Source organism: Microcoleus sp. w1-18aA5 (assembly GCF_036701705.1).
Taxonomy (GTDB): Bacteria; Cyanobacteriota; Cyanobacteriia; order Cyanobacteriales; family Microcoleaceae; genus Microcoleus.
Genome location: NZ_JAUPTE010000044.1, coordinates 1 through 26,432 on the forward strand (window position 1 = coordinate 1; position 26,432 = coordinate 26,432).

The 26,432-nt window shown below is 44.6% G+C and carries 16 protein-coding genes; 8 read left to right on the plus strand and 8 right to left on the minus strand.

The features are described from left to right. Positions 1–95: 95 nt before the first annotated feature. Complete coding sequence (locus tag Q5691_RS16900; protein ID WP_333345768.1) at positions 96–3,239, minus strand: peptidase domain-containing ABC transporter; 3,144 nt, start codon at positions 3,237–3,239, stop codon at positions 96–98. A 675-nt stretch (positions 3,240–3,914) separates the two neighbouring features. Between Q5691_RS16900 and Q5691_RS16905 the strand changes: the two genes are divergently transcribed. From Q5691_RS16905 to Q5691_RS16915, 3 genes are all read left to right on the plus strand, one after another. Continuing rightward, on the plus strand, positions 3,915–4,172 hold the full coding sequence (locus Q5691_RS16905; RefSeq protein ID WP_445305833.1) for a hypothetical protein: 258 nt from the start codon (positions 3,915–3,917) through the stop codon (positions 4,170–4,172). A gap of 207 nt (positions 4,173–4,379) precedes the next feature. Next, entirely contained in the window at positions 4,380–5,342 is a 963-nt protein-coding gene (locus Q5691_RS16910; RefSeq protein WP_333345770.1) for a hypothetical protein, read from the plus strand. Positions 5,343–5,564: 222 nt separating this feature from the next. Continuing rightward, positions 5,565–5,873: a UPF0175 family protein gene (locus Q5691_RS16915; RefSeq protein WP_333345773.1), complete on the plus strand. Its 309-nt coding sequence runs from the start codon at positions 5,565–5,567 to the stop codon at positions 5,871–5,873. 98 nt (positions 5,874–5,971) lie between these two features. On the opposite strand, the gene Q5691_RS16920 is transcribed toward Q5691_RS16915, so the two are convergent. Then, positions 5,972–7,810 carry a leucine-rich repeat protein gene (locus Q5691_RS16920; protein ID WP_333345777.1) on the minus strand — a complete coding sequence of 613 codons (1,839 nt, stop codon included), beginning with the start codon at positions 7,808–7,810 and terminating at the stop codon, positions 5,972–5,974. A gap of 135 nt (positions 7,811–7,945) precedes the next feature. Between Q5691_RS16920 and Q5691_RS16925 the strand changes: the two genes are divergently transcribed. The 3 genes from Q5691_RS16925 (at position 7,946) to Q5691_RS16935 (ending at position 11,943) form a co-directional block, all read left to right on the plus strand. Continuing rightward, entirely contained in the window at positions 7,946–9,895 is a 1,950-nt protein-coding gene (locus Q5691_RS16925) for a long-chain fatty acid--CoA ligase (RefSeq protein ID WP_333345780.1), read from the plus strand. A gap of 144 nt (positions 9,896–10,039) precedes the next feature. After that, complete coding sequence (locus Q5691_RS16930; protein ID WP_015179467.1) at positions 10,040–10,480, plus strand: YlqD family protein; 441 nt, start codon at positions 10,040–10,042, stop codon at positions 10,478–10,480. Between the two features lie 173 nt (positions 10,481–10,653). After that, the gene (locus Q5691_RS16935) at positions 10,654–11,943 is read left to right on the plus strand and encodes a dihydrolipoamide acetyltransferase family protein (protein WP_333345804.1); all 1,290 of its coding nucleotides are present in this window, start codon (positions 10,654–10,656) and stop codon (positions 11,941–11,943) included. 99 nt (positions 11,944–12,042) lie between these two features. Here Q5691_RS16935 and Q5691_RS16940 read toward each other — a convergent pair whose 3' ends face one another. The 4 genes from Q5691_RS16940 to Q5691_RS16955 all read right to left on the minus strand — a co-directional run bounded on the left by Q5691_RS16940 (position 12,043) and on the right by Q5691_RS16955 (position 21,893). Beyond that, complete coding sequence (locus Q5691_RS16940; protein WP_333212857.1) at positions 12,043–12,603, minus strand: Uma2 family endonuclease; 561 nt, start codon at positions 12,601–12,603, stop codon at positions 12,043–12,045. Between the two features lie 112 nt (positions 12,604–12,715). After that, positions 12,716–14,146, minus strand: coding sequence for a DUF3370 domain-containing protein (locus Q5691_RS16945; RefSeq protein ID WP_333345783.1), 1,431 nt, complete (start codon positions 14,144–14,146; stop codon positions 12,716–12,718). A gap of 262 nt (positions 14,147–14,408) precedes the next feature. After that, positions 14,409–19,724 carry an AAA family ATPase gene (locus Q5691_RS16950; protein WP_333345786.1) on the minus strand — a complete coding sequence of 1,772 codons (5,316 nt, stop codon included), beginning with the start codon at positions 19,722–19,724 and terminating at the stop codon, positions 14,409–14,411. 102 nt (positions 19,725–19,826) lie between these two features. After that, positions 19,827–21,893, minus strand: coding sequence for a carotenoid oxygenase family protein (locus Q5691_RS16955; RefSeq protein ID WP_333345789.1), 2,067 nt, complete (start codon positions 21,891–21,893; stop codon positions 19,827–19,829). 579 nt (positions 21,894–22,472) lie between these two features. Here Q5691_RS16955 and surE point away from each other — a divergent pair. Further along, the gene (gene surE, locus Q5691_RS16960) at positions 22,473–23,150 is read left to right on the plus strand and encodes a 5'/3'-nucleotidase SurE (protein ID WP_333345807.1); all 678 of its coding nucleotides are present in this window, start codon (positions 22,473–22,475) and stop codon (positions 23,148–23,150) included. A 147-nt stretch (positions 23,151–23,297) separates the two neighbouring features. Next, a complete protein-coding gene (locus tag Q5691_RS16965) occupies positions 23,298–24,359 on the plus strand; it encodes a DNA methyltransferase (protein ID WP_333212864.1) in 1,062 nt (353 codons plus the stop codon). Here Q5691_RS16965 and Q5691_RS16970 read toward each other — a convergent pair. After that, positions 24,349–25,266 carry a hypothetical protein gene (locus tag Q5691_RS16970; RefSeq protein WP_333212866.1) on the minus strand — a complete coding sequence of 306 codons (918 nt, stop codon included), beginning with the start codon at positions 25,264–25,266 and terminating at the stop codon, positions 24,349–24,351. The two genes, Q5691_RS16965 and Q5691_RS16970, sit on opposite strands and share 11 nt — an antisense overlap. Beyond that, positions 25,263–25,526 carry a helix-turn-helix transcriptional regulator gene (locus Q5691_RS16975; protein WP_333311451.1) on the minus strand — a complete coding sequence of 88 codons (264 nt, stop codon included), beginning with the start codon at positions 25,524–25,526 and terminating at the stop codon, positions 25,263–25,265. Before Q5691_RS16975 ends, Q5691_RS16970 begins: the two co-directional genes overlap by 4 nt. Between the last annotated feature and the right edge of the window lie 906 nt (positions 25,527–26,432).

Here is a 26,432-nt window from a genome sequence, read left to right on the forward strand (position 1 = left end):
TGACTAATGACTAATGACTAATGACTAATGACTAATGACTAATGACTAATGACTAATGACTAATGACTAATGACTAATGACTAATGACTAATGACTTAAATATCGAGTTGTTGCTGAGCGAGGTGATAGTAAAGTCCGCGTTCAGCCATCAATTCGTCGTGGTTGCCTTGTTCGGCTAAAATGCCTTTGTCTAGAACCAAAATGCGATCGGCATGACGCACCGTAGACAAACGATGAGCGATAATAAACGCAGTGCGATCGCGACTAATGCGGGCGAGATTTTGCTGAAACCTGCGCTCAGATTCGGTATCCAGCGAAGAAGTTGCTTCGTCCAAAACCAAAATTCGGGGATCGCCCAAAAGAGCGCGGGCGATCGCAATTCGTTGTCGCTGGCCCCCAGACAAACTCGTTCCCCTTTCCCCCACAGGAGTTTGATAACCCAGCGGCATATCTTGAATAAAAGCGTGAGCTTCTGCTAGCTTCGCCACTTCTATCGCCTGTTCCAAGCTTGCAGAATCCGCATCATTTCCGTTTTTATACAGCGTAATATTTTCCAAAATCGTTCCCGAAAACAAGAAACAATCTTGAGGAACAACACCCAACTGAACTCGCAGCGACTGCAAAGAAATGTGCCGAATATCGTGGCCGTCAATTGTCAGCCGCCCCTTTTCTGGATAATAGAAACCTTGCAGCAACTTTACCAAAGTGCTCTTACCGGAACCGCTGCGGCCAACAATTGCCACAGTTTCTCCAGCTTGCACCTCAAAGGAAAGATTTTGCAGCGTATTGCGTTCCTCATCCTGAGCATAACGGAAAGAAACATTGTCAAACTTGACGTTTCCCTGAATGCGAGGCAGCACCAGCATTGGCTTGTAAGGGCTTTCTTCAGGTTGGGCAGAGAATACATCATCCAAACGCTCGATCGAAACGAGCACTTCTTGAAACTCATCCCAAAGTCCTACTACAGACAGCACAGGAGAAATCACGCTCCCAATCATCATATTAAAAGCAACAAATTGACCGATCGTCAACTCATCTTGAATCACCAGCATTGCCCCGTACCAAAGCAAAGCCGTGCTCCCCAAAGTATTAATCCCACCCCCGATCACCTGCAAAGAATTAGCCAACTTCTGCCCGCGAAATTTAGCATTAATCATGCAGGTTAATTGATCTTCCCAGCGCCAGCGCATTTCTCGCTCAGCAGCAGTTGCCTTAACCGTCGCTACCCCAGTAATCATTTCCACCAAAGATGAATTTTGCTTGGCACTTTCGGTAAAAATCTCCCGCGACACTTTTCGCAGAAATGGAGTTGCCACTAAAGTCAAAATCACGATCGGTGGAATCAAAGCCAGCACCAACAAAGCCAGACGCCAGTTATAGTAAACCATCAGTCCGATGTAAACTACAGCCATCAAAGCATCCAACCAAGCCGTAATAGCTTGGCGAGTCAAAAATGCCTGAATTTTTTGATTTTCCTGAACCCGCGTCAAGATATCGCCCACCTGACGAGATTCAAAAAACTTGATTGGCAAACTGAGAGTATGACTGATAAAGCCACTAATTAAAGTCAGGTCAATGCGGTTCGACAAATAATCCAGCAAATACTGTCTCGTTGCACCCAACAGCGTTCGCCAAACACTAAATAACAGCAGTCCGAGCGCAAAAACGTGCAGAGTTACTATGCTTTTGCTGACAACCACTTGGTCGAGAATTACCTGGGTAAATAGGGGAGTAACTAAACCAAATACTTGGAGCAACAAAGAGAGGAGCAGAATTTGGGCGATCGCAGCGCGGTATGGCCAGACTATGCCAACAAAATCTTTAATTTTAATGCCTTGATGTTCGGCAGCGTGATTGCGGTAGAGTTCCGCTGTCGGGTCTAAAATTAGGGCGTACCCAGTCCAATTTTCGGTAAAACTTTTAATGCTCATCCACCGCTTGCCCGCAGCCGGATCAGCCACTAAAACCTGTTGATTTTTAAAGCGGTAAACTGCCACGTAGTGATTGCCTTGCCAGTGAGCAATCCAGGGATTTTGATTTCGCAGGGGAGTTAAAGAAGCTCGCACGGGACGGGTTTGAAATCCCATCCTTTCCGCTGCTTTTGCCAGACTCTTGAGCGACGCGCCGCTGCGGCCGATTTCTGCCAATTCGCGCAAGTAATTTAGGCTGAATTTTTTACCCCAATATTCGCTAATCATCGCTAAGCAAGTAGCTCCACAGTCTGCTGCACTCTGTTGTTGAATGAATGGGTGTCTGCTGCTCAACCAGCGCCGCTGCTTTGGTTTGGGAAAGCTGATGATTCCGGCTGCGGGTTTTTGCTGAGCAACTGCGGTTAATTTTGATGGCTCGGTTTGTGAGGTAGATCTGGCATCCTGGGGCGACGTTACTAAGCTTAAAATGGGAGGTTTGCGGATGATTTTAGGGCGGGAATTGCTTTCGGAACTAATTCGCGCTTTGGCGATTTCCCACTGTTCGCTGCTAAGCTGGTAAATTAGCAGATCTGTTACCGCTATCCAGTCGCTCTTTATGTCTGAATATTCCCAGTTCCTGCCGATAATTGGCGCTGCTTGACCTTGAATTTGACCGCTGCGGAGCCAAAAATTATTGTTGGAGTTTTGGCAATGTTCAGCGAGGGAAACTCCTGCGGGAACTCGACTTTCTTCTATGTAAGGAAGTAAGTGCGGCCACAGAAGCTGTTGTTGGTGGGGAGGGCGCGATCGCAAATCAGTTTGTGTCTTGAAAAATATTAACCGGTGTCGCTCTTGAAATTCTTGCTGCAAGTGCTGTTGCAGTTGCGGGAATTCTTCTAAAATAAGCTGCATTGTGGTGGCCGCAATTCGACCGATTTGGCAAGTGCCAGCCGCAATTGCCCTGTAAGGCAGTCCGCTTTCAATAAATCGGTTATCTGTCCCAAATATTGCTCCGACTTCCAGTACCACCGCCGAAATTTCCTGCTGTTGAGACGCTTCTACCGCTAGCAGTCTGACTCTTCCCTCGCAAACTAAATAAAAATTGCGATCGCTCTGTTCTTTTTCAAGAAAATTGTTGCTATCTGATGTTTGATATTGAGTGATTTCATCTCCGAGCTGAAACTCGCAAATTTCACACGCTGTATTTAATTTCGCCACTAATGTCGGTTCTGCACCGACTTCCTCGAAAATTTTCTGAATAGCCGGGAAATTTTCCAAGGCTTCTGGGGTTTTAAAAATGTGATTTTTAACCCCTAATTTTTTTTTCATAACTCACCCTGTCAAAAATTTGAAACAAATTTTTTGAATGACAACTAACCCGGTTATGAGCAATTTTTATTGGTTTAGTTGCAATTTAGTTGGCTTAAAAACTGTTGGTCGATATGTCCGACTAACACCCCTTAGTTACGGCATCCCTTCAACGCCTTTAGGATATATAAAATTGCGTTTTTTCAGGATTGTGTGGTGATTACGTAAGTGTGGTTTTGGCTGGCTCTCAGTTTAACTTACAGAACCGTGATTTGGGCTACCTTTAAGGGCAATCTTTACCAAATCTTTATAAACTTACCGTAATTATACGGATATTTGTGAAGATTGTGTGAAGCTGGGGCAGGCAAATGTTGAGCCTGGCATACGTATATATACACAGAAATTGACATTCAGGATTCAAAAACCATCAATTTTTGATGCTTGTTTGTGAAGTCCAGATTCCGAACATTGTAAAGAAATATTGATTGCTGTTAGTTTGTAGCAGCCATTTAAGCAATTAATTCACCATCTAATCTGGGTATGTAACGAATTAAAGTAAAGTGGAAAATTCTGCTGTTGATAACGGCTTTCCATTTGGGGGTGACTTCTGTGATGGGCCAAACCCATCACTATCGATACCCATCACTATCCGTCTAAACCCTGATTAAAAGTATCGGTTTCTCTGCGTAACGAATTTTGTGCGATCGCACTCAGTGTATTTGTTCTCCAAAAGCATGGAATAGCGTAAAATCCAACAACCAACTACTGGAAATATCAGCGTCTAATCCGCCAACATCTTCTGTGCCGCTGTCCCTGGAACAAGTTCTCAAACATTTTTTTTGCTATGACTCTTTGATCCCGGGGGAGCAGGAAATTGTCGAAGCTGCTTTACAAAAACGGGATATGATGATTATCATGCCGACGGGCAGTGGCAAGTCTTTGTATTTTCAATAGTAGAGACTATTTATGGGAGGAAGGCTACTCTTTGGCACATCTTAGCCGTATCATCTGTTATTTAGTTCACCCTACTTCATGCCGTTTCACCTAAGTTCTGCTCAATCAACGCCAGTGCTAGTAATTGAGCAGCCTGCACGTTACTCATTGCGACTTCCCAAATGCCTTTTGCACAATAGCTGTAAAAGTTACGAACAGGCAGAAACAATGAAAGCTACTGGTAAGGTGTATACAATTGATTTGGCTGGGAATCAGTATCAAAGCCCTCGCTACTTGCAAAGTCGAGCGAGGATTAACTCCCTCATCGACCATTATATGTCATTGGAAGTTTTGAGCGATCGACTTTCCGCTCTCCCCCAGCAATTTTCCACCCCGCATCCCCGCCCTTGGGAACCCATAGATTGGCAAGGAATCAATCGCGACCAAATTATTGGTGTCAAGCCAGAAATATTTTTACAAATTTTGGCAAGTGCGGCAGAAATTGAAGCTCCCATCCGCAGTTACGGTAGAGAAAGTTGGTGCTACTTACAACATATTTACCCGCAAATGGCGCGGTTTATGGGAGGAATTTTTGATGCCAATGGCAACATTCTAGAGATAGGTGTCTGGGAAAAAGAAGAACGCCAACATTGCCCGACATTTAGGAAAATTTACCAGCAACTTACAGGTGAAAAACTGCAAGTTAAACCGAACTCTGTGAAGGGCTGTCAATCCACAGGCGACGCTTGGCAAGATACCTATAAACACGTGATTAGTCGCCTGAGTACCGAGTGGGGAGCTACTTCTGTCTATTTATGGTTGATGGTACACTCAACAGGAGCGTTGCAACAGGCAATTTCCCAGCCTTTACAGGATGAGATCAATCATTTGGCTAAGTTTTGGGGTTTCAGCCGCTGGGCATTCTCCCAGAGTTATTTCAATCAACTGAAAGGCTCTACCAAAAACCTGATTGCTTTGCTGAAACATCATCAGATTGAACGCACGCACGGCAATGATGTGTTTAATACTTCACTCAGTCTGAAACAGCTTTCTTTGGTGTTGGAATTGACTTTTACATTCACGCGAGTGATGGTGCGTTTGCGGCGCTGGAACCGCGAGCTCAGTCGCAGTTATCTCAGACATTTGTTTGGCACTGCGCCGATGGTTGATGCACCGCGCAAGGTGGCTTAAATCTGAGATCTTGCACGAGTTTCATGAACAGGCAAGATGCCTGTTCCACTCATAGTTCAATTTTATTGTGGGGGTAAGGTGTGCCCTAAGCACCCAGCTATGTTAAAGTGCTGACATATCTACTCGTTTTAATCTTGAAGAATACAGCCAATGAATCAAAGTTTAATGAATCTGTAACGATCCCACTTCAGAGACAATTGAAATTAAAAGGTACTATAAATCATGCAAATTACGATCGACCTTCCCGACAATCTCCCCCTGACTGAAGCCGATGTGCGACTCGAACTCGCGATCGTACTTTATCAGCAGCACAGCCTCAGTCTCGATCGAGCTGCTCAACTTGCTGTAATATCTGTGGACGACTTCTACCAACTATTAATCAGTCGCCATATCGTCACCCAGCCAGCAGATACCGATGACGAGCCTGCCGAACTCGTCCTAGCCAGCCTCCGTAACTCCCTCCAGCAAATTAAAGAAGGCAAATTGCATCCTATTTCCGAACTGTGGGATGGAACGATCTATCGCGCTTAAAAAAGCGATCTAATTCATAATTATAAGTACCTAGTTAAGTGTCATCATCTGATCTCTCTAATTTTCGTAACTTTAAAGTTTTATCATTGAGTTGGTGGTTACCACTGACAGATAGACTCTCGCGAAAGAGGGCAAGTTTTGGGAGCGATCGGATTTCCGCTGAGGAAGAGCACAGTCAGGTTAGTCAAGGATGATAGCGGTTTGATATCGCCGATCTGATTGTCGATGAGGTAGAGCTCCTTCAGGTTAGTCAAGGATGCTAGCGGTTTGATATCGCCGATTTGATTGTTGATGAGGCCGAGATGCGTCAGGTTAGTCAAGGATGCTAGCGGTTTGATGTCGCCGATCTGATTTCCGCTGAGGAAGAGATCCTTCAGGTTAGTCAAGGATGCTAGTGGTTTGATGTCGCTGATTTGATTGTTGATGAGCCACAGCGAAGTCAGGTTAGTCAATGATGCTAGCGGTTTGATATCGCCGAGCTGATTGAAGCTGAGGCTGAGCTGCGTCAGGTTAGTCAAGGATGCTAGCGGTTTGATGTCGCCGATCTGATTGAGGGTGAGGTCGAGATCAGTCAGGTTAGTCAAGGATGCTAGCGGTTTGATGTCGCCGATCTGATTGTTGTGGAGGCTGAGCTGCCTCAGGTTAGTCAAGGATGCTAGCGGTTTGATATCGCCGATCTGATTGAAGCTGAGGCTGAGCTGCGTCAGGTTAGTCAAGGATGCTAGCGGTTTGATGTCGCCGATCTGATTGTCGTTGAGGGAGAGATCAGTCAGGTTAGTCAAGGATGCTAGCGGTTCGATATCGCCGATCGCATTGCCGCCGAGGTTGAGCGTCGCGAGACTAGAAAGTTTCCGATCGGCCGCATCGCAATCATTAGTCTCTGCTTCCTTCAACAACACGTCAACAGTATGTTTGGTTTCTGGACTCAAATCAGCTTTTTGGCGGCACCAATCCGCAAATGTTCGCCTGCTGTTTCCCAGTTGTAGTTCAGGCAGTGGTGGTGGTGAGAATTGTGGCGGTGGCGGTGGCAGTGGTGGTGGTGAGAATTGTGGCGGTGCTTCAAATAGTGGTGGTCCCCACATACAGATAGACTCTGGCGAAAGAGGGCAAGTCTTGGGAGCGATCGGATTTCCGCCGAGGGAGAGATCAGTCAGGTTAGTCAAGGATGCTAGCGGTTTGATGTCGCTAATTTTATTGTCGCTGAGGCCGAGCGACTCAAGTTTAGTCAAAGATTTTAGCGGTTGGATGTCGCTGATTTGATTGGAGGTGAGGTCGAGCTTCTTCAGGTTAGTCAAGGATGCTAGCGGTTTGATGTCGCTGATTTGATTGTCGCTGAGGTCGAGCTGTGTCAGGTTAGTCAAGGATGCTAGCGTTTTGATGTCGCTGATTTGATTTCTTACGAGGCTGAGATTAGTCAGGTTAGTCAAGGATGCTAGCGGTTTGATGTCGCCGATCGGATTGTAGCTGAGGTCGAGCTGTGTCAGCTTAGTCAAGGATGCTAGCGGTTTGATGTCGCCGATCTCATTGCTGATGAGGTTGAGCCAAGTCAGGTTAGTCAAGGATGCTAGCGGTTTGATGTCGCTGATTTGATTTCTTTCGAGGCTGAGCTCTGTCAGGTTACTCAAGGATGCTAGCGGTTTGATGTCGCCGATCTGATTGTGGCTGAGGGAGAGCTCCGTGAGACTAGAAAGTTTCCGATCGGCCGCCTCACACTCAGTAGTCCCTGCTTTCTCCAACAGCACTTCAACAGTATGTTTAGTTTCAGAACTCAAATCAGCTTTTTGGCGACACCAATCCGCAAATGTTCTGTTTTCCGATCGCGTTTCTTCGGCCTTCGCTCCAAGTACATTTCCAGATAATGCTACCATCGCACTCAAAGCAACTACTATCAACCTTGGTAAATTCATATGTTTCTGTGCAACTATAATTTTCATCATTTTGTATCCCTAATTTTCTAAATAGACAATGGCAGGTTGGTAAACTGTCACGACACTGCCACATAGTTATAAAATAACTGTGATATTAAACTTATAGCCAATAATTTTATCTCCCTAAACTCAGGAAAATACCCTATGAACGGCCCAGCATCTTACACATCATCTCAAATGACCGATCGCGATCGCGCTAACCTCAGCCGCCTGATCGATTACAGTTCCATCCAATCGATACCCGAATTTTGGGCGATCGTCAAACAAAAATTCGGTCAAACCGTCGCCCTCCACGACCCCCACACCCAGCCAGAAATCAAACTCACCTACACCGACCTCTACCAGCAAATCCAGCAATTCGCCGCTGGCCTCCAAGCCCTCGGCATCGAACCAAATCCCGAAGAAGCAGTCCCTCCCCGCGTCGCCCTCTTCGCCGACAACAGCCCCCGCTGGCTGATAGCCGACCAAGGTATCATGATGGCCGGGGCAGCCAACGCGGTTCGAGGCGCCACCGCCGACCCCGAAGAACTTTTGTACATCATCCAAGACAGCGGCAGCACCGCCTTGGTAGTCGAAAACCTGGCATTACTCAAAAAACTGCAACACCGCCTCCCCGATTTGCCCGTCCAACTCGTCGTCCTTCTTTCCGACGAAGAACCGGAAACCAGCCAAACCCTAAACACAGTCAAATTTTCCCAAGTCATGACCACAGGGGCCAACCGTCCCCTCAAACCCACCAACCACAAGCCTCAAACCCTCGCCACCCTCCTCTACACCAGCGGCACCACCGGCAAACCCAAAGGCGTCATGCTGACTCACGGCAATCTGCTGCACCAACTCAACACCTTGGGCACAATTCTCCAGCCCGAAGCCGGCGAGGGCGCCCTCAGCATTCTGCCCAGTTGGCACGCCTACGAACGCAGCGTCGAATACTTCCTGCTTTCCCAAGGATGCACGCAAATTTACACCAATATTCGCTATTTCAAACAAGACTTTAAAACTTACAAACCCCAGTACATGGTCAGCGTTCCGCGCATCTGGGAATCGATTTATGAGGCCGTACAAAAGCAGTTTCGGGAACAACCACCTAATAAACAAAAATTGGTGAATTTCCTGTTATCTTCCAGCCAGCAATACATCGAGGCGCGCCGCATTTTCCAAGGATTAACTCTTAGTTTGAAACCGGCTTCTGCTTCCGAAAAACTAATCGCCCGCACCAAAAGCATTCTGTTGTCGCCCGTACACGCCCTCGCGGAAAAATTGGTTTACAAAAAAGTCAGGGAAGCTACGGGAGGACGCTTAAAATGGGCAATTAGCGGCGGCGGTTCTTTGGCAACGCATTTAGACAATTTTTTTGAAATAGCGAATATCGGCTTGTTGGTGGGATACGGTTTAACCGAAACTTCGCCGGTTTTAACTGTGCGCCGCCCTTGGCACAATCTTAAAGGTTCCGCAGGACAGCCGATCGCCCATACGGAAATTAAAATCGTAGACCCCGAAACCCGACAGCAACTGCCCACAGGCCAGCGCGGCTTGGTATTGGCGCGGGGGCCGCAAATCATGGCAGGTTATTATCTCAATCCCCAAGCGACTGCCAAGGCCATAGACTCCGAAGGCTGGTTCGATACCGGGGATTTGGGCTGGCTGACACCGGGAAATGACTTAATCTTGACCGGGCGGGCCAAAGATACGATCGTCCTCAGCAACGGCGAAAACATCGAACCCCAGCCCATAGAAGACGCCTGCGTCCGCAGCCCCTACATCGACCAAATTATGCTAGTAGGTCAAGACCAGAGATCCGTCGGCGCCTTAATTGTCCCCAATGCAGAAGCTGTGCAGAAATGGGCAGAAACTCAGACTCCCCCATTACACGAAATTGACTGGAATAGCAAGACAATTCAAGATTTATTCCGCAAAGAATTGAACCGAGAGGTGCAAAATCGCCCTGGATACCGCGCGGACGATCGCATCGGCCCGTTCAGGTTGATTCAGGAGCCATTTTCGATCGAAAATGGAATGTTGACCCAGACCCTGAAAATTAAGCGCCCGGTTGTGACGCAACACTACCGCGATATGATTGACGGGATGTTTTGAAATATTCGCAGGACTTGGGGAATGGAAAAGAAAAAATTATCCCAACACCCGAGTCCCGAGTCCGAGTCCTCAGTCCTGGGCCATTAGTTCATATTTAGCAACTAATGACTAATGCCTAATTCCTAATTGACAAGCAACAACTTTATGGAACCACAATTACTCTTGAAACGATCGATTAACGTTAAAGTCGTCGTTACTCCCCGCTGGAAAGAAGAAGCTCAACAGCAACTCCAAGCCCAAATCAACCAAATAGACTCTCAGCTACAACAGTTAGAAATGCAAGGGCAGCGGATGATTTCAGAAATCCAAAAGCAAAATCTGCAGCCCCCAGGCCCGCAAGTAATGCAGCAAATAGAAAACATTCAAGTGCAGGTGAATCAAAGAAAAAGCGAACTGCTAGAACAGAAAAACCAAAACCTGCAACAGCTTCAGCAAGTGCAGGTGCTAGACCTGGAACAAGAAGTGAGTCAAGGTCAAATTGACGGCACATTCACTGTCGGGCTCGGAGAAAACTTGATTCAAAAAATGCAAGTAGAAATTCTCCTCCGCGACGGCATAGTCGAAGAAATTCGAGGTGATATTTAGAAATTGGTAAGTGGTAATTGGCGATCGGTAATTGGCAATTGATTTTGAGTCAACAGTCACACATCAAGAATGCGAGACACTGGCATAATAATAAGTATTGCCAGTGGCCGATCGCCAATGCTCAATTGCCAAATACCGATTACCTATTACCAACACAAAAGGACTTTTTACAGATGATTCGCGAAGTTTTCATGCCAGCCCTGAGTTCTACCATGACAGAGGGCAAAATTGTTTCCTGGGTCAAATCAGCCGGAGACAAAGTAGAAAAAGGCGAAACGGTGGTAGTGGTTGAATCCGACAAAGCCGACATGGATGTCGAGTCTTTCTACGAAGGCTATTTAGCAATAATTATCGTACCTGCGGGCGAAGTTGCTCCGGTGGGCGCAGCAATCGCCCTCGTAGCAGAAACAGAAGCCGAAATCGCCACAGCTCAGCAGCAAGGAGCCACCGCCCCAACCGCCGCCCCGGCTCCCAGCCCCGCTCCTGTCAGCGCAGCTACATCGTCAGCAGGTTTGCAACAAAATGTTAGTCGCCAAAACGGCCGCAGCGTCGTTTCTCCCCGCGCTCGCAAATTAGCCAAAGAGTTTAAAGTAGATTTGAATTCTATCAAAGGCAGCGGGCCCAACGGTCGCATTGTCGCAGAGGATGTGGAAGCAGCAGCCGGCAAAGCCCAACCCGCACCGGTTCAGCAAGCGGTAACAGTCCCCGCAGCACCCGCACCGGCACCCGCAGCACCCGCCCCCGCAGCAGCCAAACCCGCACCCGCACCAGTCCCGGCGATCGCACTTTCGGGCCAAAAAGTACCGATGAACGCGCTGCAAAATGCGGTAGTGCGGAATATGGAAGCAAGTTTGAGCGTGCCGTCTTTCCGCGTCGGTTACACAATTACTACTGATAATCTCGACAAACTCTACAAACAAATTAAGTCGAAGGGCGTCACGATGACGGCTATGCTGGCGAAGGCTGTAGCAGTAACTTTACAAAAACATCCTCTGCTGAATGCTTCTTATGTGGAGTCCGGGATTCAATACCGCGCTGATATTAATGTGGCGGTAGCTGTGGCGATGGACGGCGGTGGTTTGATTACGCCGGTGTTGCAAAATGCCGATCGCCTCGATATTTATTCGCTCTCGCGCACTTGGAAGGATTTAGTCGATCGCGCCCGCACCAAGCAGTTGAAGCCTGATGAGTACAGCACGGGAACTTTCACTCTTTCCAATTTGGGAATGTTTGGTGTAGACAAGTTTGACGCGATTTTGCCCCCGAATCAAGGCTCGATTTTGGCGATCGGTTCTTCGCGGCCGCAAGTAGTAGCAAACGAGGATGGTTTGATGGGAGTGAAGCGCCAAATGCAGGTGAATATTACTTGCGATCACCGGATTATTTACGGTGCTGACGCTGCATCTTTCTTGCAAGATTTAGCGAAATTAATTGAGACAAATCCTCAATCTTTGACCCTTTAACCAGTTGACTGTCAACAGTTAACTGTCAACAGTTAACTGTTGACAGTTGACTGTCAATCAGCTAAGAGTTTATAATATTCAATCTACTTTTATATCGCTCTAACCCAAAATAAAATCAACGCTTACTTCAAACTCAGTAAAAGCTAGCGGCGCCACCATTTCTCCCCGCTCAAACTTTTGCATTGAAGTATAGCCATTTGCCGTCGGAAAACGGTAAACTTCTAAACAATTAATCTCAAGATCCCACAACCATACTTCTTGAATACCAGCACGAGCATAGTTAGGTACTTTCACATCGCGATCGAAATCAACAGTGCTATCAGAAACCTCAACTAACAACAAAACTTCAGATGGTACTGGATGTGCAGTAGCATAGTAGTCAGCGCGAGGTTGCAGCAATACAATATCCGGTTGAGGTTCGGTGCGTTCAGTTAACTGGATCGGGTCTTGGGCGCCTATAATCGCACGTCTTCTCTCCAAATCGGAGAACACAGCGATCAGGCGCTTTACACAACTTGCATGACGAGTACCAATTGCAGCCATTTGAACAATTTCTCCTTCTATCAATTCTACTCGGTCATCTTCGCTCAAAATGCCAGCCTCACCCATTAGGTGATATTCTTGTACTGTAAATAGCCGTCTTTGCATCTGAACAGACATAACTATTCTCCTTATTCAACAGTTGTCTAAACTTTATCATTGTTGCCAGTAAGATTCAACCTACTGGCTCTATGTTCTGTGCAGCTTCATATTAAATTGGTATAACCACCAATTAATTACTCGATCGCACAGTCAAAACTTGCGGCGGCGTCGCATCCGGCGGATACAAGAAATCCACCTGCACCAAACGGCGTTCCCCCGGCTTCATATTCACATTCACCAAAGGTTCCCCCTGCTGTCCCCTGCGCTGCACGATGTGAATGTAGCGCGTCAAAGTCTTGCCCGTATCATCCTTAAACATCACCCGCACCGTACCTCGGAAAAATATCCGATTTTCAGGAGGGTCATAAAACATCAATCCCCCCGCTTCTGTATTTGCTTTGATCGGTGTTTGCATTTTAATGCTAACAGATTGAGACTCACGAGATTTGTTGTAAAGGGGAAAAGTTAAGTTGTATTGAATCCCGTAATTACCGTGAGCAAAGTAAGCAGTATCGGGATAGCGAGCTAACATTTTAGCGCTTTGAACTTGACCAGTGCCAAAAGTACCCGTATCAGTAGTGCTCAAAGCATAAGAAAATGACTCGCCGCGCTTGGGAATAGTTAAATAATCGGTTCTCGAATTGTCCGTAATTTTAGCTTCCCACTGGGAACCTTCAGCTACTCCCGCCACGCGGCCATAAATTTTTTGCACCGGATTTTCGCCTCTGGGAGTTGGTGCTAAATCTCTTGGCCCCGCTAAACCTTTGGTATTTAAAATATTTTCCCACTGTTCTAAAGTCGGATCTTGCTCGACTCCTCCTTGACTTTGAGGAGCAAACATTGCTAATGATGCTACATAAACCGCATTGCTGCTCGACATTCGCATCAAGGTCGATCGACCATTGGAAGAAGGCGTGACATTCCCCACGGGTATCGGCAAATTCATCAGCATTCGGCTCTGATTGGCCGGAATCTCGATCGCAGCCGGCAAAATGGCTTGTCTGTATCCCCGCAGCACATCGCTCGTGATGCGGCTTCCAGGCCCCGCAAACACAGTGCCGAATCGATTTTCTAAATACGACGGCAAATCGACAAACAAGGCATCCGGCCGAGTTAAATAGGTCGCTCCTTGCAAGACATTTAAAGTAACAGGTTCGGAGTTGGGATTGTGGACAATTATTCCTTGAAATAAGGTGCGAGTTTGGTCGCGATTTTTAGCTTTGGCGATGTGGTGGGCAAAGATGTCAAATCGGCCTTTGAAGGGAAAGTTTAAGTGTGCATAAGGTAGTTGTTTTCCTTCCTGTGGAAATGTGGAGAGCAAAATGCCTTCGGTTTGCACAACTTCGGGGCTGTTGCTGTTGAAAACGGGGATGTTGTCGAGTTGTCCCGGTAGTACGCGCACTTGCTGCGGCATTGTCACTGTTTTCAGCGGGCTGCTGCTTGGCTGTGGCGGCAAATCCAGTTCGTTTTCGGGTACGGGGGCTTCTGGGTCGATGATCAGTTGTTGTTGGGCGGGAGGTGGGGGGATGGTTTGAGCTAGGGGGAAAATTGGCAAAAACATTGCTGTGAGCGCGTTTAACTGAACTTGTGTTGATATTTGACCGATCCTCTTGGAGGGCTCCGCTAACCGGCGATCGACACAAAACTTTACCACAAGTTGGTTGATGTGTTTGAGGAATTTTGGATTTTAGCACAGAAGTGGCGCTCAGCTTTCGATCGCACTTTCCTGAGTCCGCGCACCATTTCCAAAATTGTTGGGCGTGAAGTCGGTTTCGATCGTCGGACTCTCAAACAATTTACCAATTACCAATTACCAACTTGCGTTATTTCTGTTTTATAACTACCAACGTAATGTCGTCAAAAACTTTATGTTTGTCAATATGTTGCCGCAGATGATCAATTACTGCTTGTCGAATTTCTTCAGCCGTTTTGTGGCGATTTTCTTTGGTCACTTGGCACAATCTTTCTATGCCGTAATACACTTTATTTATATTTACAGCTTCGGTAATTCCATCTGTGTAAAGCACTACTACATCCCCTGGATTAAGATGCACTTGAACTTGGGAAACAAAATCAGCAATATCTTCCTCTAATCCCAGAGGAAAGCCGAGTTCCGTTGTATCGATCCGTTCGATGTTACCATCAGTACGGACTACAATTATTTCTTCATGTTGACCGCTGAGGGTAAGGTTACTATCTTGATAATCTAACAAAGTCAATGTCATGTTTTTAGACGAGTCGATGCGCTCGATATTGGCATAAAGGGTGCGGTTTAACACATCAAGAAACTTCACCGGATCGGTTTCGTTCATTTGTTGGAGAGTGCGGACGGCGGTTTGCGCCATAATCATTAATACGCCACTTTCTAAACCATGTCCCGTAACATCGCCGATGCTAATTTTTACCTGATCATTTTGGGCTAGCACGTCGTAGTAGTCGCCACCAACTTCATCGGCAGGTTGCATATATCCAGCTATTTCTAATCCTTTGATTTTATCCAGTTCTGATTGTTTGGGCAAGATCATTTGTTGCAGTCGTTTCGTGACTTCTAACTCAGCACTGAGGCGGATGTTTTCGGCTTTAAGTTTGTTATTGAGGCTGCTAATTTCCTGGTTTGCTTGGGCGAGTTGGGCGGTGCGTTGTTGCACTTTTTCTTCTAAAGTTTGATAGAGACGGGCATTTTCGATGGAGATCGCAGCTTGGGCGGAAATGATGTTGAGGACTTCTAAGCGATCGCGCGTAAAAGCCCCCGCTGTTAAATTATTTTCTAGGTATAAGATGCCTACCAACTTACCTTGATTAATCAGGGGGCTACACAAGATAGATTTAGGTCGCTGCTGAATAATATAGGGGTCAGAGGCAAACCTGGTTTCAGTGGTTGCATCATCGATCGCAAGAGTTTCTTGCGTGCGTTGTACATAATTAACCAGCGAGATAGGAATCACTTGATTTTCAGTCGCTGACTTGGATATTAATTCACATCGTTCACCCGTACATTGAGCTTCGATTTTCCACTTACCTGCTGGGTCAGGTATGATGAAATAAAATTTTTCTGCTCCGGCGTTTTCCAGCAAGACTTGCATCAAATTCGAGAGTAACTTATCTAAATTAACTTCCCCTGAGAGCGCTTGGGAGGCTTTGATAATTGTTGATAAATCCAGAGCTTGTCGAGCACCTGAACTGGTGGTAGAAGTGATAGTGGTTCTGCTCTGAACAATCGTTTCGTCTCCTCCACTCGGAAGGCTGTTTTTCCTACCGACGATAGGTGCGAGTAATTCAGGATAGCGCTCTTCTAAATCTTTAACTTTTGCCTTTGCTCCCCAGCGGATGTAAGCATAGTAAGCGTCTATCATGTAGGTACGCGCTACTTTCTGACGACCTAATGCTAAATAGAATTCTGCTGCTAGTTCATTGGCGAGTGCTTCGTGCTGGACGTATCCATTTTCCTTGGCTCCATCTATCGCCCGGTCGTAATATTCCATTGCTGAGAAAGATTGCCCCAATACGCGGGCTTTTTCTGCTTCTACTAAATCATACTTATGTTGGTAATTAGCTGGGCAATGTAACGCCCAATATTTCATTTTTTTTTGATTTTCTTCTACTTGTTTTAGATATTGTTTCTGTTTAATATTGTTCTCATTATCTTCACGATCTTGCGTGTTTGCATACTGAGCAACTAAAGCAAGCGAATAGTAAAAAATATGTTCTGTAAACAGAATTATGTTCCGAACAAAATGTGAATATTTGGCTGCTAATTCAGCATTTTCTAAACAGCCAGAGTAATCTTTAAAAAGATAGCACAAACGAGATTTTAAAAAATATATGTACAACAAATATATTACATTATTTTCTTGTATAAATAGTTGCAAACTTTCTTTTTCGTTAAAAGTATTGCCCATTAATTCGCATTTATTTTCAGCCCCTTCCCTAATATTAGATACAGCTTGACCAAATATTTTCAACAAGTTTAACTGGTATTCTTGTTTAAACCTATTGACAAAATCAATATATTGCTCCAACCTCTCAGCCACAAACTCAAGATGTTCACCAACAAAAAACAAGTGGGCGCAGTAAAAATCAGCCGTATGACAAGCAAATTCTATATCGCCAACTTCTAGACCGTCTTGAATTGCCTGACGCAAGGGTTCTATAGTATTCCTAGTATGTTGCTTCCAATGTTGGATAGTAATGCAATATGTGAGCAATGCTTTACAGCGAAACTCTTTGGCATTCAGCTTATCTAATACATTCAAAGCTAGTTGACCGAGCTGATAACCAAAATCTATGTCTGGAATTTGCCAAGTTACGATTCCACCATAGTTACAGTAGGCATAAATAGCTGGTTTAGAATTTCCATATTGACTGGAAAGATCGATCATAGTATACAGAATTGGTAGAGATAGCTTGGCATCTCCAAAACAAGCAGGAGGCCATATGAGAGTTAAAATCTGCATAGCCGCCAGCTTGTAGGGATCGGTCATTTCAGATAGGTTTGCTAACTCCTCAATGTTGAGTTCTTGCGGGGGTGATTGACTCAGGGTCACTCCCAGGATTTGGAGAACTTGCAGTCCGGTATCTAAAGCAGATTGAATCTGGTTTTTAGCGAGTTCAAGCTTAATTTTTAGTTCGTATAACTGGACTTGTTCGAGGATGGTTTTGGCTTTTTGGAGAGCGCGATCGCACAAAATTACTGCTCGTTCTAAATTAGCATTAAGATATTCGGCTTCCGCCGCTTCCAGATAAAAATTAAATGTCAGATCGTATCTACTTTCCCAGCTATCTTGACTCAGGAGTTCTATACCTACATTCAAATAATTAACAGCGGCTTCATATGCAGTAGCTGCCTTTGCTTTCTGTCCAGCAACCAGGTTTAATTGGGCCAACTCATCTTTTTCTGACTGATTAGTTAGCAAATCTGTGCCAAAATTCAGTTGGTTAACCAGAGCAAAAATATTATCTTTTCGCTCTTGCTCTGTTGTATTATTCAGAAGCAGTTGACCAATTTTCAGGTGAGTGGCTTTTTTCTCTGACTCTGGAATCAAAGAATAGGCTGCTTGTTGCACGCGGTCGTGCAAAAATCTGTAGTCAACTTTGATATCGCGTATAGATGCCAACTCTTCCTGGGCAAACACTAGAGGAATTTTGTAATTTTCAGACAGCGGCAGAATCAAACCCGCTTGCATTGCCTCCCACAAATGAGCCGCCGTCACTAAGTTTGATTCTTCATTGACAATTGATAAAACTTCTAAATTAAATTGGTTGCCGATACAAGCCGCTAATTTTAATGATTTCTGGGTTGTTTCTGGGAGTTTGCGAATATTGCGAGCAACCAGTTCAACAATATTGAAATCTGCGATACCAATTGCTTGGATTTGTTGAATATCCCACTCCCAGCCGTCTGTATCTACTTGATAAACCAGCAGATTTTCCGAGTACAGGGTTTTGAGTAGCTGCGTTAAGAAAAAGGGATTTCCTTGGGTTTTATTAAAAAGTAATTCAGAAAAAACTTTTATTTCGTCTGAATTTACGCTGGCATCGAGAGTGTCGGCGATTAATTGGTTGACGCTATCCCAAGCCAGCGCCTGAATGGTGATATTATTCACCACCGTTTCAGTTTCTTGAATTTTTTCTATTGTCTGAATTAAAGGATGAACGGGACTGACTTCGTTATCTCGATAAGCTCCAATCGTTAACAAATATTTGCTATCTGGGTCAGTTACTAAGAGTTGGATTAACTTTAGAGATGCCGAATCTGCCCACTGTAAATCGTCTAGGAATATGACTAGCGGGTGTTCTGGTTGACAAAAAACGCGAATAAATTGTTGAAATACCCGATTAAATCTGTTTTGGGATTCCGATGAACCCAGTTGAGGAACTTCAGGCTGTTTACCGATAATTAGTTCTACTTCGGGGATAACATCAATAATAACTTTACCGTTATTATCTAGCGCTTTTAATAAATTTTCTTTCCAAACCGCAATCACTTCGGAACTTTCGGTTAATAGCTGACGAACTAATTCTTGAAATGCTTGGATTAACGCCGCATAGGGAATATTGCGCTTAAACTGGTCAAACTTACCCGCAATAAAATATCCCCTAGCTGCTACAATTGGTTTATGAACTTCATTGATGATTGAAGTTTTACCAATCCCGGAATAACCGGAAACTAACATCATCTCGGTGACACCGAGGCTGACTCGTCCAAAGGCATCTAGAAGAATTTGGACTTCGGTTTCTCTACCATAAAGCTTCTGGGGAATGAGTAATTGGTTGCCGCGATCGCGTTGACCGATGGGAAAATTTTCAATCTTTCCAGTTGTCTGCAATTGCTGCAAACAAGTTTCCAGGTCAAATTTTAATCCCGCCGCACTTTGATATCGGTCTTCCGCATTTTTTGCTAACAGTTTCATCACAATATCTGAAACCGCTTGAGGAATTTCTGCTACCTCTTTAGGTGGGACTGGTTGTTTGGCAATATGACAGTAAACCAACTCCATCGGATCGGTGGTAGTAAATGGCAACTGGTTGGTCAGCATTTCATAGAAAGTCACTCCCAAAGAGTAGAAGTCGGTGCGGTAGTCAATTGCTCGATTCATTCTCCCTGTTTGTTCGGGTGACATATAAGCGAGAGTCCCTTCCAGCAAGTTGGGATTGACAATAGTTTGCTGTTCTTTGGGTAAGGCGATCGCGATGCTAAAGTCAGTTATTTTGACTTCCCTCGTTTCGGGGTTGATGATGATATTGCTAGGTTTAATATCTTTATGTATAATCCCTACTTTATGGATTTGACCGATCGTTTCTGCTAAAGAAATCGCCAAAATTAAAAAATCTTGTAATTTAATGTTTTTAAATCTCAATAATTTGTTAATAGCTCGACCGCCAAAATCTTCTAATACTAAAGCAAAGCTATTCTGATAGCTAACCAGATTGTATGGCTTGACAATTCCGGGGATGTCTAATTTTTGGGGAATGCTGTATTCTTGTCTTAGGCAAGTAATCTCTTCAATGTTCGGATATTCATTTTTAATTATCTTGAGAATAACTGACTGGCGATCGCGCTCTCTGATTCCTCGGCAAACAACTGTTCTGTCTCCTTCATAAATTATCTCTACAATTGTGTAGCCGGGGAGAATAATCATATTTTTACTTTTTTTGTTTAAATATAAAAAGACTAGAGGTCAGGATGACCTAGTTTACAGTAGCTTTGACCTCTAACCTTGTTAAATATATTATCGTTGCTCTCAGATCGATTTTAATTCTTTCTCAAAGTGAGGGTACACCTTTTCATCAAACAGATCCTGAATCTCCTGCGATCGCTTCTGAGCCACTAATTCCTGATAATCCTCCCTCACAGGCACGTTGTAGCTAGCTTGGCGGCGTCCAATACTTGGCAACCACGTCGTGTGCAAAGTTAACCCAAAGTTCAGAGAGGAATCGCTCAGTTTCCACTGAGGACCCTGCTTGAGATCCCAAGCCTCGAAAATCCAGATCTCGTAGGTATTGTTCAACCAAACAGTGCAGGTAATGTAACCATCCGTTGAACTGTTACCATCACCGCGCGGTATAAACTGGGGCGAAAGACCGATACAACCAGGAGGAAATTCATAGGAATCGGCAATCTTCATCGATTCAGTTGAAGAAGTATCCATCCGGAACAAGCTACTTGGTCTGCCTTCTTCTTGGGCAATTCTGAGCAATTCCTCTAGTGGCACTTCTCTGGACGGATAGTCTTTGAAGAAATCAACCATAAACTTACTGACTAGATCCTTCCAGAGTCCCAAAGAGATCCAGTAAATATTATCAAGCTTTCCTGGCGGCATCGTGGGATAGAGAGCAGAAGGAAGTCGGTCAAGATAAGCATAAAGTGCTACTCCCCAAGTGCACCTGCACTCTTCTGCTTCAGGGATAAATTTCTCTGGAATAACCTTCTGTTCAACGATTTCTCCAGTTTCTCCGTTAATGACGTAGCGTCCGACGCGACTGATGTCCATCTCGCTCTGTTCCATCCCCTGTGGGCGAGGTAACTTAGGGTCAAAAGGAGAGTCATCATAGGCACGTATCCATTCAGACACATCCCAGGCACAAGTATGTGCTGCATGAAGGGTAATTAGTTGTTCGGGATTGTCGTAATCTACGAGAAAATGGGTTATCTCTAGGGGAATTTCTACTTTTTGCACAGTCACTGTTGGCACATCTTGGTTGCGATCGCTAACTCCAGATTTTTGGCCTTTGGTTAAGCGATCGCGAGGTATGAGATAGACAGGAGTTGTTGCTAACTCCATGACATCCAGTTTTTTTCGCAACCATTCTTCTAATCTTTTGTTTTTCGGAAAAGGGTTGTTAATTATCTGCTCTATCCCTGTTCTGAAAGAGGTATCTACAATTACCACGTAATTTTGAGAGAATCCAATTTGGTGAATGCTTTGCTTAATTTTGACAGGCGAACCATCAGGCAAGACTAGCTGCCATCGCTCTAGTTCTCCTTTACCATCCCAGCGCATTAGATAGATGAAATCTTCTGGAAGCTTGAATTTTTCCAGATATGGTCTCGCTGGTGGAAAAACTTTCTTTACTTGTTTCTTTAGTTTATTTGCCGTATTAGTTACGATGCCGAGAAAAGTTTTTAATGACATCCCATAATTGACCGTGAACATTTCGCTTTTGCGAACGTCAAATACGGGGTGAGCAGTGCTAAGCACGGGTGAAAAGGGAAAATTCAGGCACTGCAATGGAAAATTTAGCTCAATTTCTCCTCGCCACTCTTTGTTCCAGCCTACAGGAGTTGCCACTTCAAGAGTTGCCGTATCAATTTCGTAATGACGACCCGCATCATAGGCCACTAGCAGGCGTTCTTGGGAGTCCTCAGCAAATTTCATTGGCAGGAAGGCAATACTTAAATCATTGCGAGAGCCAAGACACCAAGAAAACCTGATGATGCCATGATTGCGGAATTGATACTTGGCATATTTTTCACCAGGTTGGCTTGCTTTATCCGCATAGTAATCTGGTGGCCTGATAATCCGTGTAGTTAATAAAACTTCACTCTTTTGCTGGAAGTCGAATCGGTAAATCATACCGTCGCCGCTTAAGAATGAGTCTCCATTTATAAAGGGAAGACCTCCTGATTCAATGGTTCCGACTGGTGCAATGATAAAGACATGACCCTGTAAGTCATCTGGTAAGTCTTTCTCACCCATCTTGGTAATATTTAGTTTGATGTCGGTGAGTTCATCCCGTTTAGCTTTGACAAGCGATTCGGGAACTGGGGGACAGCCTGCTTTGGTATTGCTTTTAGTGGGTTCGTTCATGTGGCTCTCCTGAGTTAAAATGTAATAATGGTAACAGTGTAGATAAGTATTTGATTTATGAATGGGAAATGAGGACTGTAACTTAGATACTATCTTTGATAAGGATTTCATATCTATTCTCCCATCCCCTGCGTCAAAGCCCAATTGGAATCGACATTAACTTATTATCGGCTCTCTCGTACTTATGGTGATAACGCAAGCTAATAATTTAGCACGATCGAGGGTTTCAACGTTCAGTCTCAGATACTTAGTATCATCTGCTACTTTTAACACCGAGCATCGGGGAGAGCCGAGGAAAAAAAATATGTGATTAGATGTTTGCATCGACACTGATGTCATGAATGCTGCACTGGGGCAAGCGTAACAAGTCGCTTTAGCTGTCATATCAACGTGCGACTGGGCTAAAATCTGGCGCGCCACATTTCTGGGGCAACTGTTCAATTAATGCCATGATATAAATGTGTGGCAATGCTCATACTGACGATCGCCACTAACCAACAACCAATTTATGCTAGAACTACCAGAAGGTTGCCAGCCTCTGCGCTCTCAAATCGGTTCTATAAAACCGACACATTTTTAATGACGATAATTTTAACCAACGACGACGGCATCGATGCTCCGGGCATTCAAGCACTTTTGCAGGCTGTACAAGGCAAAACAATTATGGTGGCTCCGCAGGGGCAATTGTCGGGCTGCGGGCATCAAGTGACGGCTCACAGTCCGATTCATGTCGATCGGCGATCGTCCGTGGAATATGCTGTAGGGGGAACACCGGCCGATTGCGTCCGCATCGCCCTCCATCACGTTTGTGCGAAGCCGGATTTGGTGCTTTCGGGTATTAACGCGGGCGGCAATTTAGGGGTTGACGTGTATATTTCCGGTACGGTTGCGGCTGTGCGCGAAGCAGCCATGCACGGTATTCCGGGAATCGCAATTTCCCACCGGATTAAAAGGCCGCTCGAAATAGACTGGGATGTCGCTACTCGTTGGACATCGCGGGTGTTGGCCCATTTGCTGAACCGAGAACCAAAGTCGGGGTGTTTCTGGAATGTGAATTTGCCGCATTTAGCGCCGGGAAGTGCGGAACCGGAAATTGTGTTTTGCCAGCCTTCGACGCAGCCGTTGCCCGTGGTTTACCGGATGGAGGGAGAATACTTTTATTATGCCGGAGAGTATGGCTCGCGCGATCGGGCGGCGGGGACTGATGTTGACGTGTGTTTTGAGGGTAATATTGCAGTGACTGAGATATCGCTGTGATGGGATTTGATGGATTTGGGCGATCGAAGTATATTTTTTGTCAACAAAGCGGAAGTAGGTAGGTTAACTTTGGTATCACTTAGCCTCAATATCCCAAAATAGGATAAAATATTTGTACGTAATTTTTACAGTCACGTAAGTCAACAAATGAGTCCTAACGCAGAAGCGAATTCTCCCAGCATCTTAAAACGCAAAGCGAGCAGCACTGTTGGTCGTGGCAAAGTAGCTAATCTCAATACCAATTTTAACTTTTCTGCATGGAGTGACGAATACGTTACTTTATATCTTGGCGATAGTCTCCAGCACTATGACAATTGGGAGCAACCTACTGTCATAGTTTCCGATGGAGCTTACGGTATTCTTGGGTTTGAAGGAGATACCTCAGATCACATTGATTTACCTAATTGGTATAAACCTCATATCGAGGCCTGGTCAAAAGCAGCCATACCCTGTACAACACTCTGGTTTTGGAATTCAGAGATTGGTTGGGCTATTGTGCATCCACTTCTAGAAAAATATGGTTGGCGCTATGTAAATTCCAATATTTGGAACAAGGGAAAAGGTCATATCGCAGGGAATGTTAACACACAAAAAATTCGCAGGTTCCCCGTCGTTACAGAAGTCTGCGTTCAATACGTCAGAGAAGTAACAGTTAATGAACTTACCTTAAAAGCATGGTTATTACGAGAATGGAAACGCTCAGGATTGCCGTTACGACGAGCCAACGATGCTTGCGGGGTAGTGGATGCAGCAACCAGGAAATACTTCGATCAAGGGCATTTGTGGTATTTCCCTCCGACCGAGATGTTTGAAAGGCTAGTGAACTATGCAAATGAGTATGGTAGTCCTCAAGGAAAACCATACTTTTCGCTGGATGGCAATCAGCCTTTAACGGGACAAGAATGGAGCAATATGCGATCGAAATTTAGATGCCCTCACGGTTTTACAAACGTTTGGGAGCGTCAAGCTTTACGGGGTGATGAGAGAGTTAAAACTCTCTCTGGAAAAGCATTACATCTCAACCAAAAACCTCTGGATCTGATGAACCTTATTGTTGAGGCATCGAGCGATGAAAACGATGTTATATGGGAACCTTTTGGCGGACTTTTCAGTGCAGCTTTGTCAGCACGGAAACTCAAAAGAAAAGCCTTTTCTTGCGAGATAGACCCCGACTATTTCTACTATGGTGTACAGAGATTTAATCAATAATTTCATCAATACTCTCTTCTCTAATCTGTAGATAATCTTGTAGGGATTTCTTGATGCTGCCTTCTAGGCGACTTGATAAAAGCTTATTCCACCGACCAACGGTCATACCGGAAACTTCAGTATTGTAGACACGTCGCTTAAATTCCTCAATGCCTGGATGTACAATTCTGTCCATCTTTGCAAAATTTGTATCTAGTCTATATTCATAGCGTATCCGTAGCTCCCGCAGAAGGCGCTGATACTCTCTAGTTGGTTTGTAGACTTTTCCTTGAGGACCCCATGAATCAACTATTTTCTGAGCTTCTAAAAACTCCTCCGCAGAGCCTTGGAATTTATATCCACTGGTGTTTGTTTGTTGCAAATTTGCTGTTCTTTGAGTTGTATCTTCCGGCTCTAAAACAAGATAATCCGGCGGATTGTGATAGTGGGTATCTCTCGCTACAGCTACCGATAAACCAGAGACAACGCACACATCAAGAATGCGAGGCTTGCCATAGATGATTTTATCGGGTAGCCATGCCAGGATAGCAACGTAGGTCTGATCGAACCTAAAGTGATTCTGACTATCTTTGAAACGTGCTGTTATCTCTGTTGCTAGTGGGAACCACGCTTTGATTTCTAATCCTGGCGTTGGTTGAACTATGCCGAGGAAAATAGTATCTGGAAAGCCAGGATCTTGCCTATGCCACTTTCCAAATTCAGCGAACTCATTTTGTTGATTCAAGAATTCAACGGTGTTAAATTCGATTAAATTTCCGACTAAGGGCGAAAGCTTTGAGATAACTTTAGACAGGTTCACCGCTGCATCTACGGTAACAGGTTTAGATACATCTAAAACGTCGAAAGTGTTACCCGATAAGCGATCTAGATATTGGGAGGCAAGTCTGATTACATCTTGGGTATTCATATCTCGCTCTCACAAGATGCTTTAGATATTTTTTGTGAAATTTTCCTAATAATATCGCAAGGATCTACACCAATTACATGAGCAACTAACAGAAACTCAATTACATCTAACCGTCGTTCACCGTTTTCATATTTGGCTACGAAAGACTGGGGCTTTTTAAGAGATTTAGCAACAGACTCCTGAGTTAGTTGCGCTTCTTTACGAGCCGCAATCATACAGCAACGGAAGGTTTCATATTCATCGCTAAAAACAGATTTCATTATACTTTGGGTTTAGGACTGCATATACCCTAGATATAATAAACCTGTTTTCGGATAATCCCAAAATAGGATATTTGAATCTGTTAAAAATCGATAGTAATGACAATTGAACAAAATTAATCACAGTTGAGAGAGTGGCAGCTATCTCTACTTGCGGCCCTCGGTGCTACCATAATTTTTTTTGTCATCCTTCGGCTTAGCAACACCATCAGGTTGTTTCTTTGGCTTTTTGACTTCTTTATTGCTTTTTCTTTCTTTTGACATGATTATTCCTCCATTTTGACTCAGCATAACATAGATTGACACATTTGCCTAACTGCCAGTAGAGAGGGTGATACTTTACAGATAATACTCGCTGTTAGTTTTGTAAAATCTGCAATATATTATCCGCTAAGTTTTGAACGAATACCCTCTACCGTTAGGCATATCGATAAATTCCTCATAAGTACAATGTCTGAAATTACTTTTCACCCCGATAGACTCAAGGAAATATTGAAAAGCACGATCGTATAACTCCTGCGAGACAACCGAGAAAATTTCTCGCTGATTAAGCTGTTGTTTTAGATCTAATTTTCCTCAAAAATGACAGGAGATAAAAATATGGAGATATGACCATGCCAGCCTTCGCGACACCTGAAGCAAACACAACTAAGAAATTTGCAGTCTCCGTTTAAAAAAGCTGTTAGTCACAGTGGACAACAAGAATATTATTTTACTATTGATTAATAATTAGGACAGTGTTTGATGGCTTACCTATTGAGAATAACGGTTTCACCGATCTCAGGATCGCGAATTAAATAACTTACAATTTTAATTGTTATTGTGGGATGGGCGTCCCGCCCGTCCTTTTTGGACGGGCGGGACGCCCATCCCACTTTCAAGAGTGGAAGTTATTTAATTCTCATT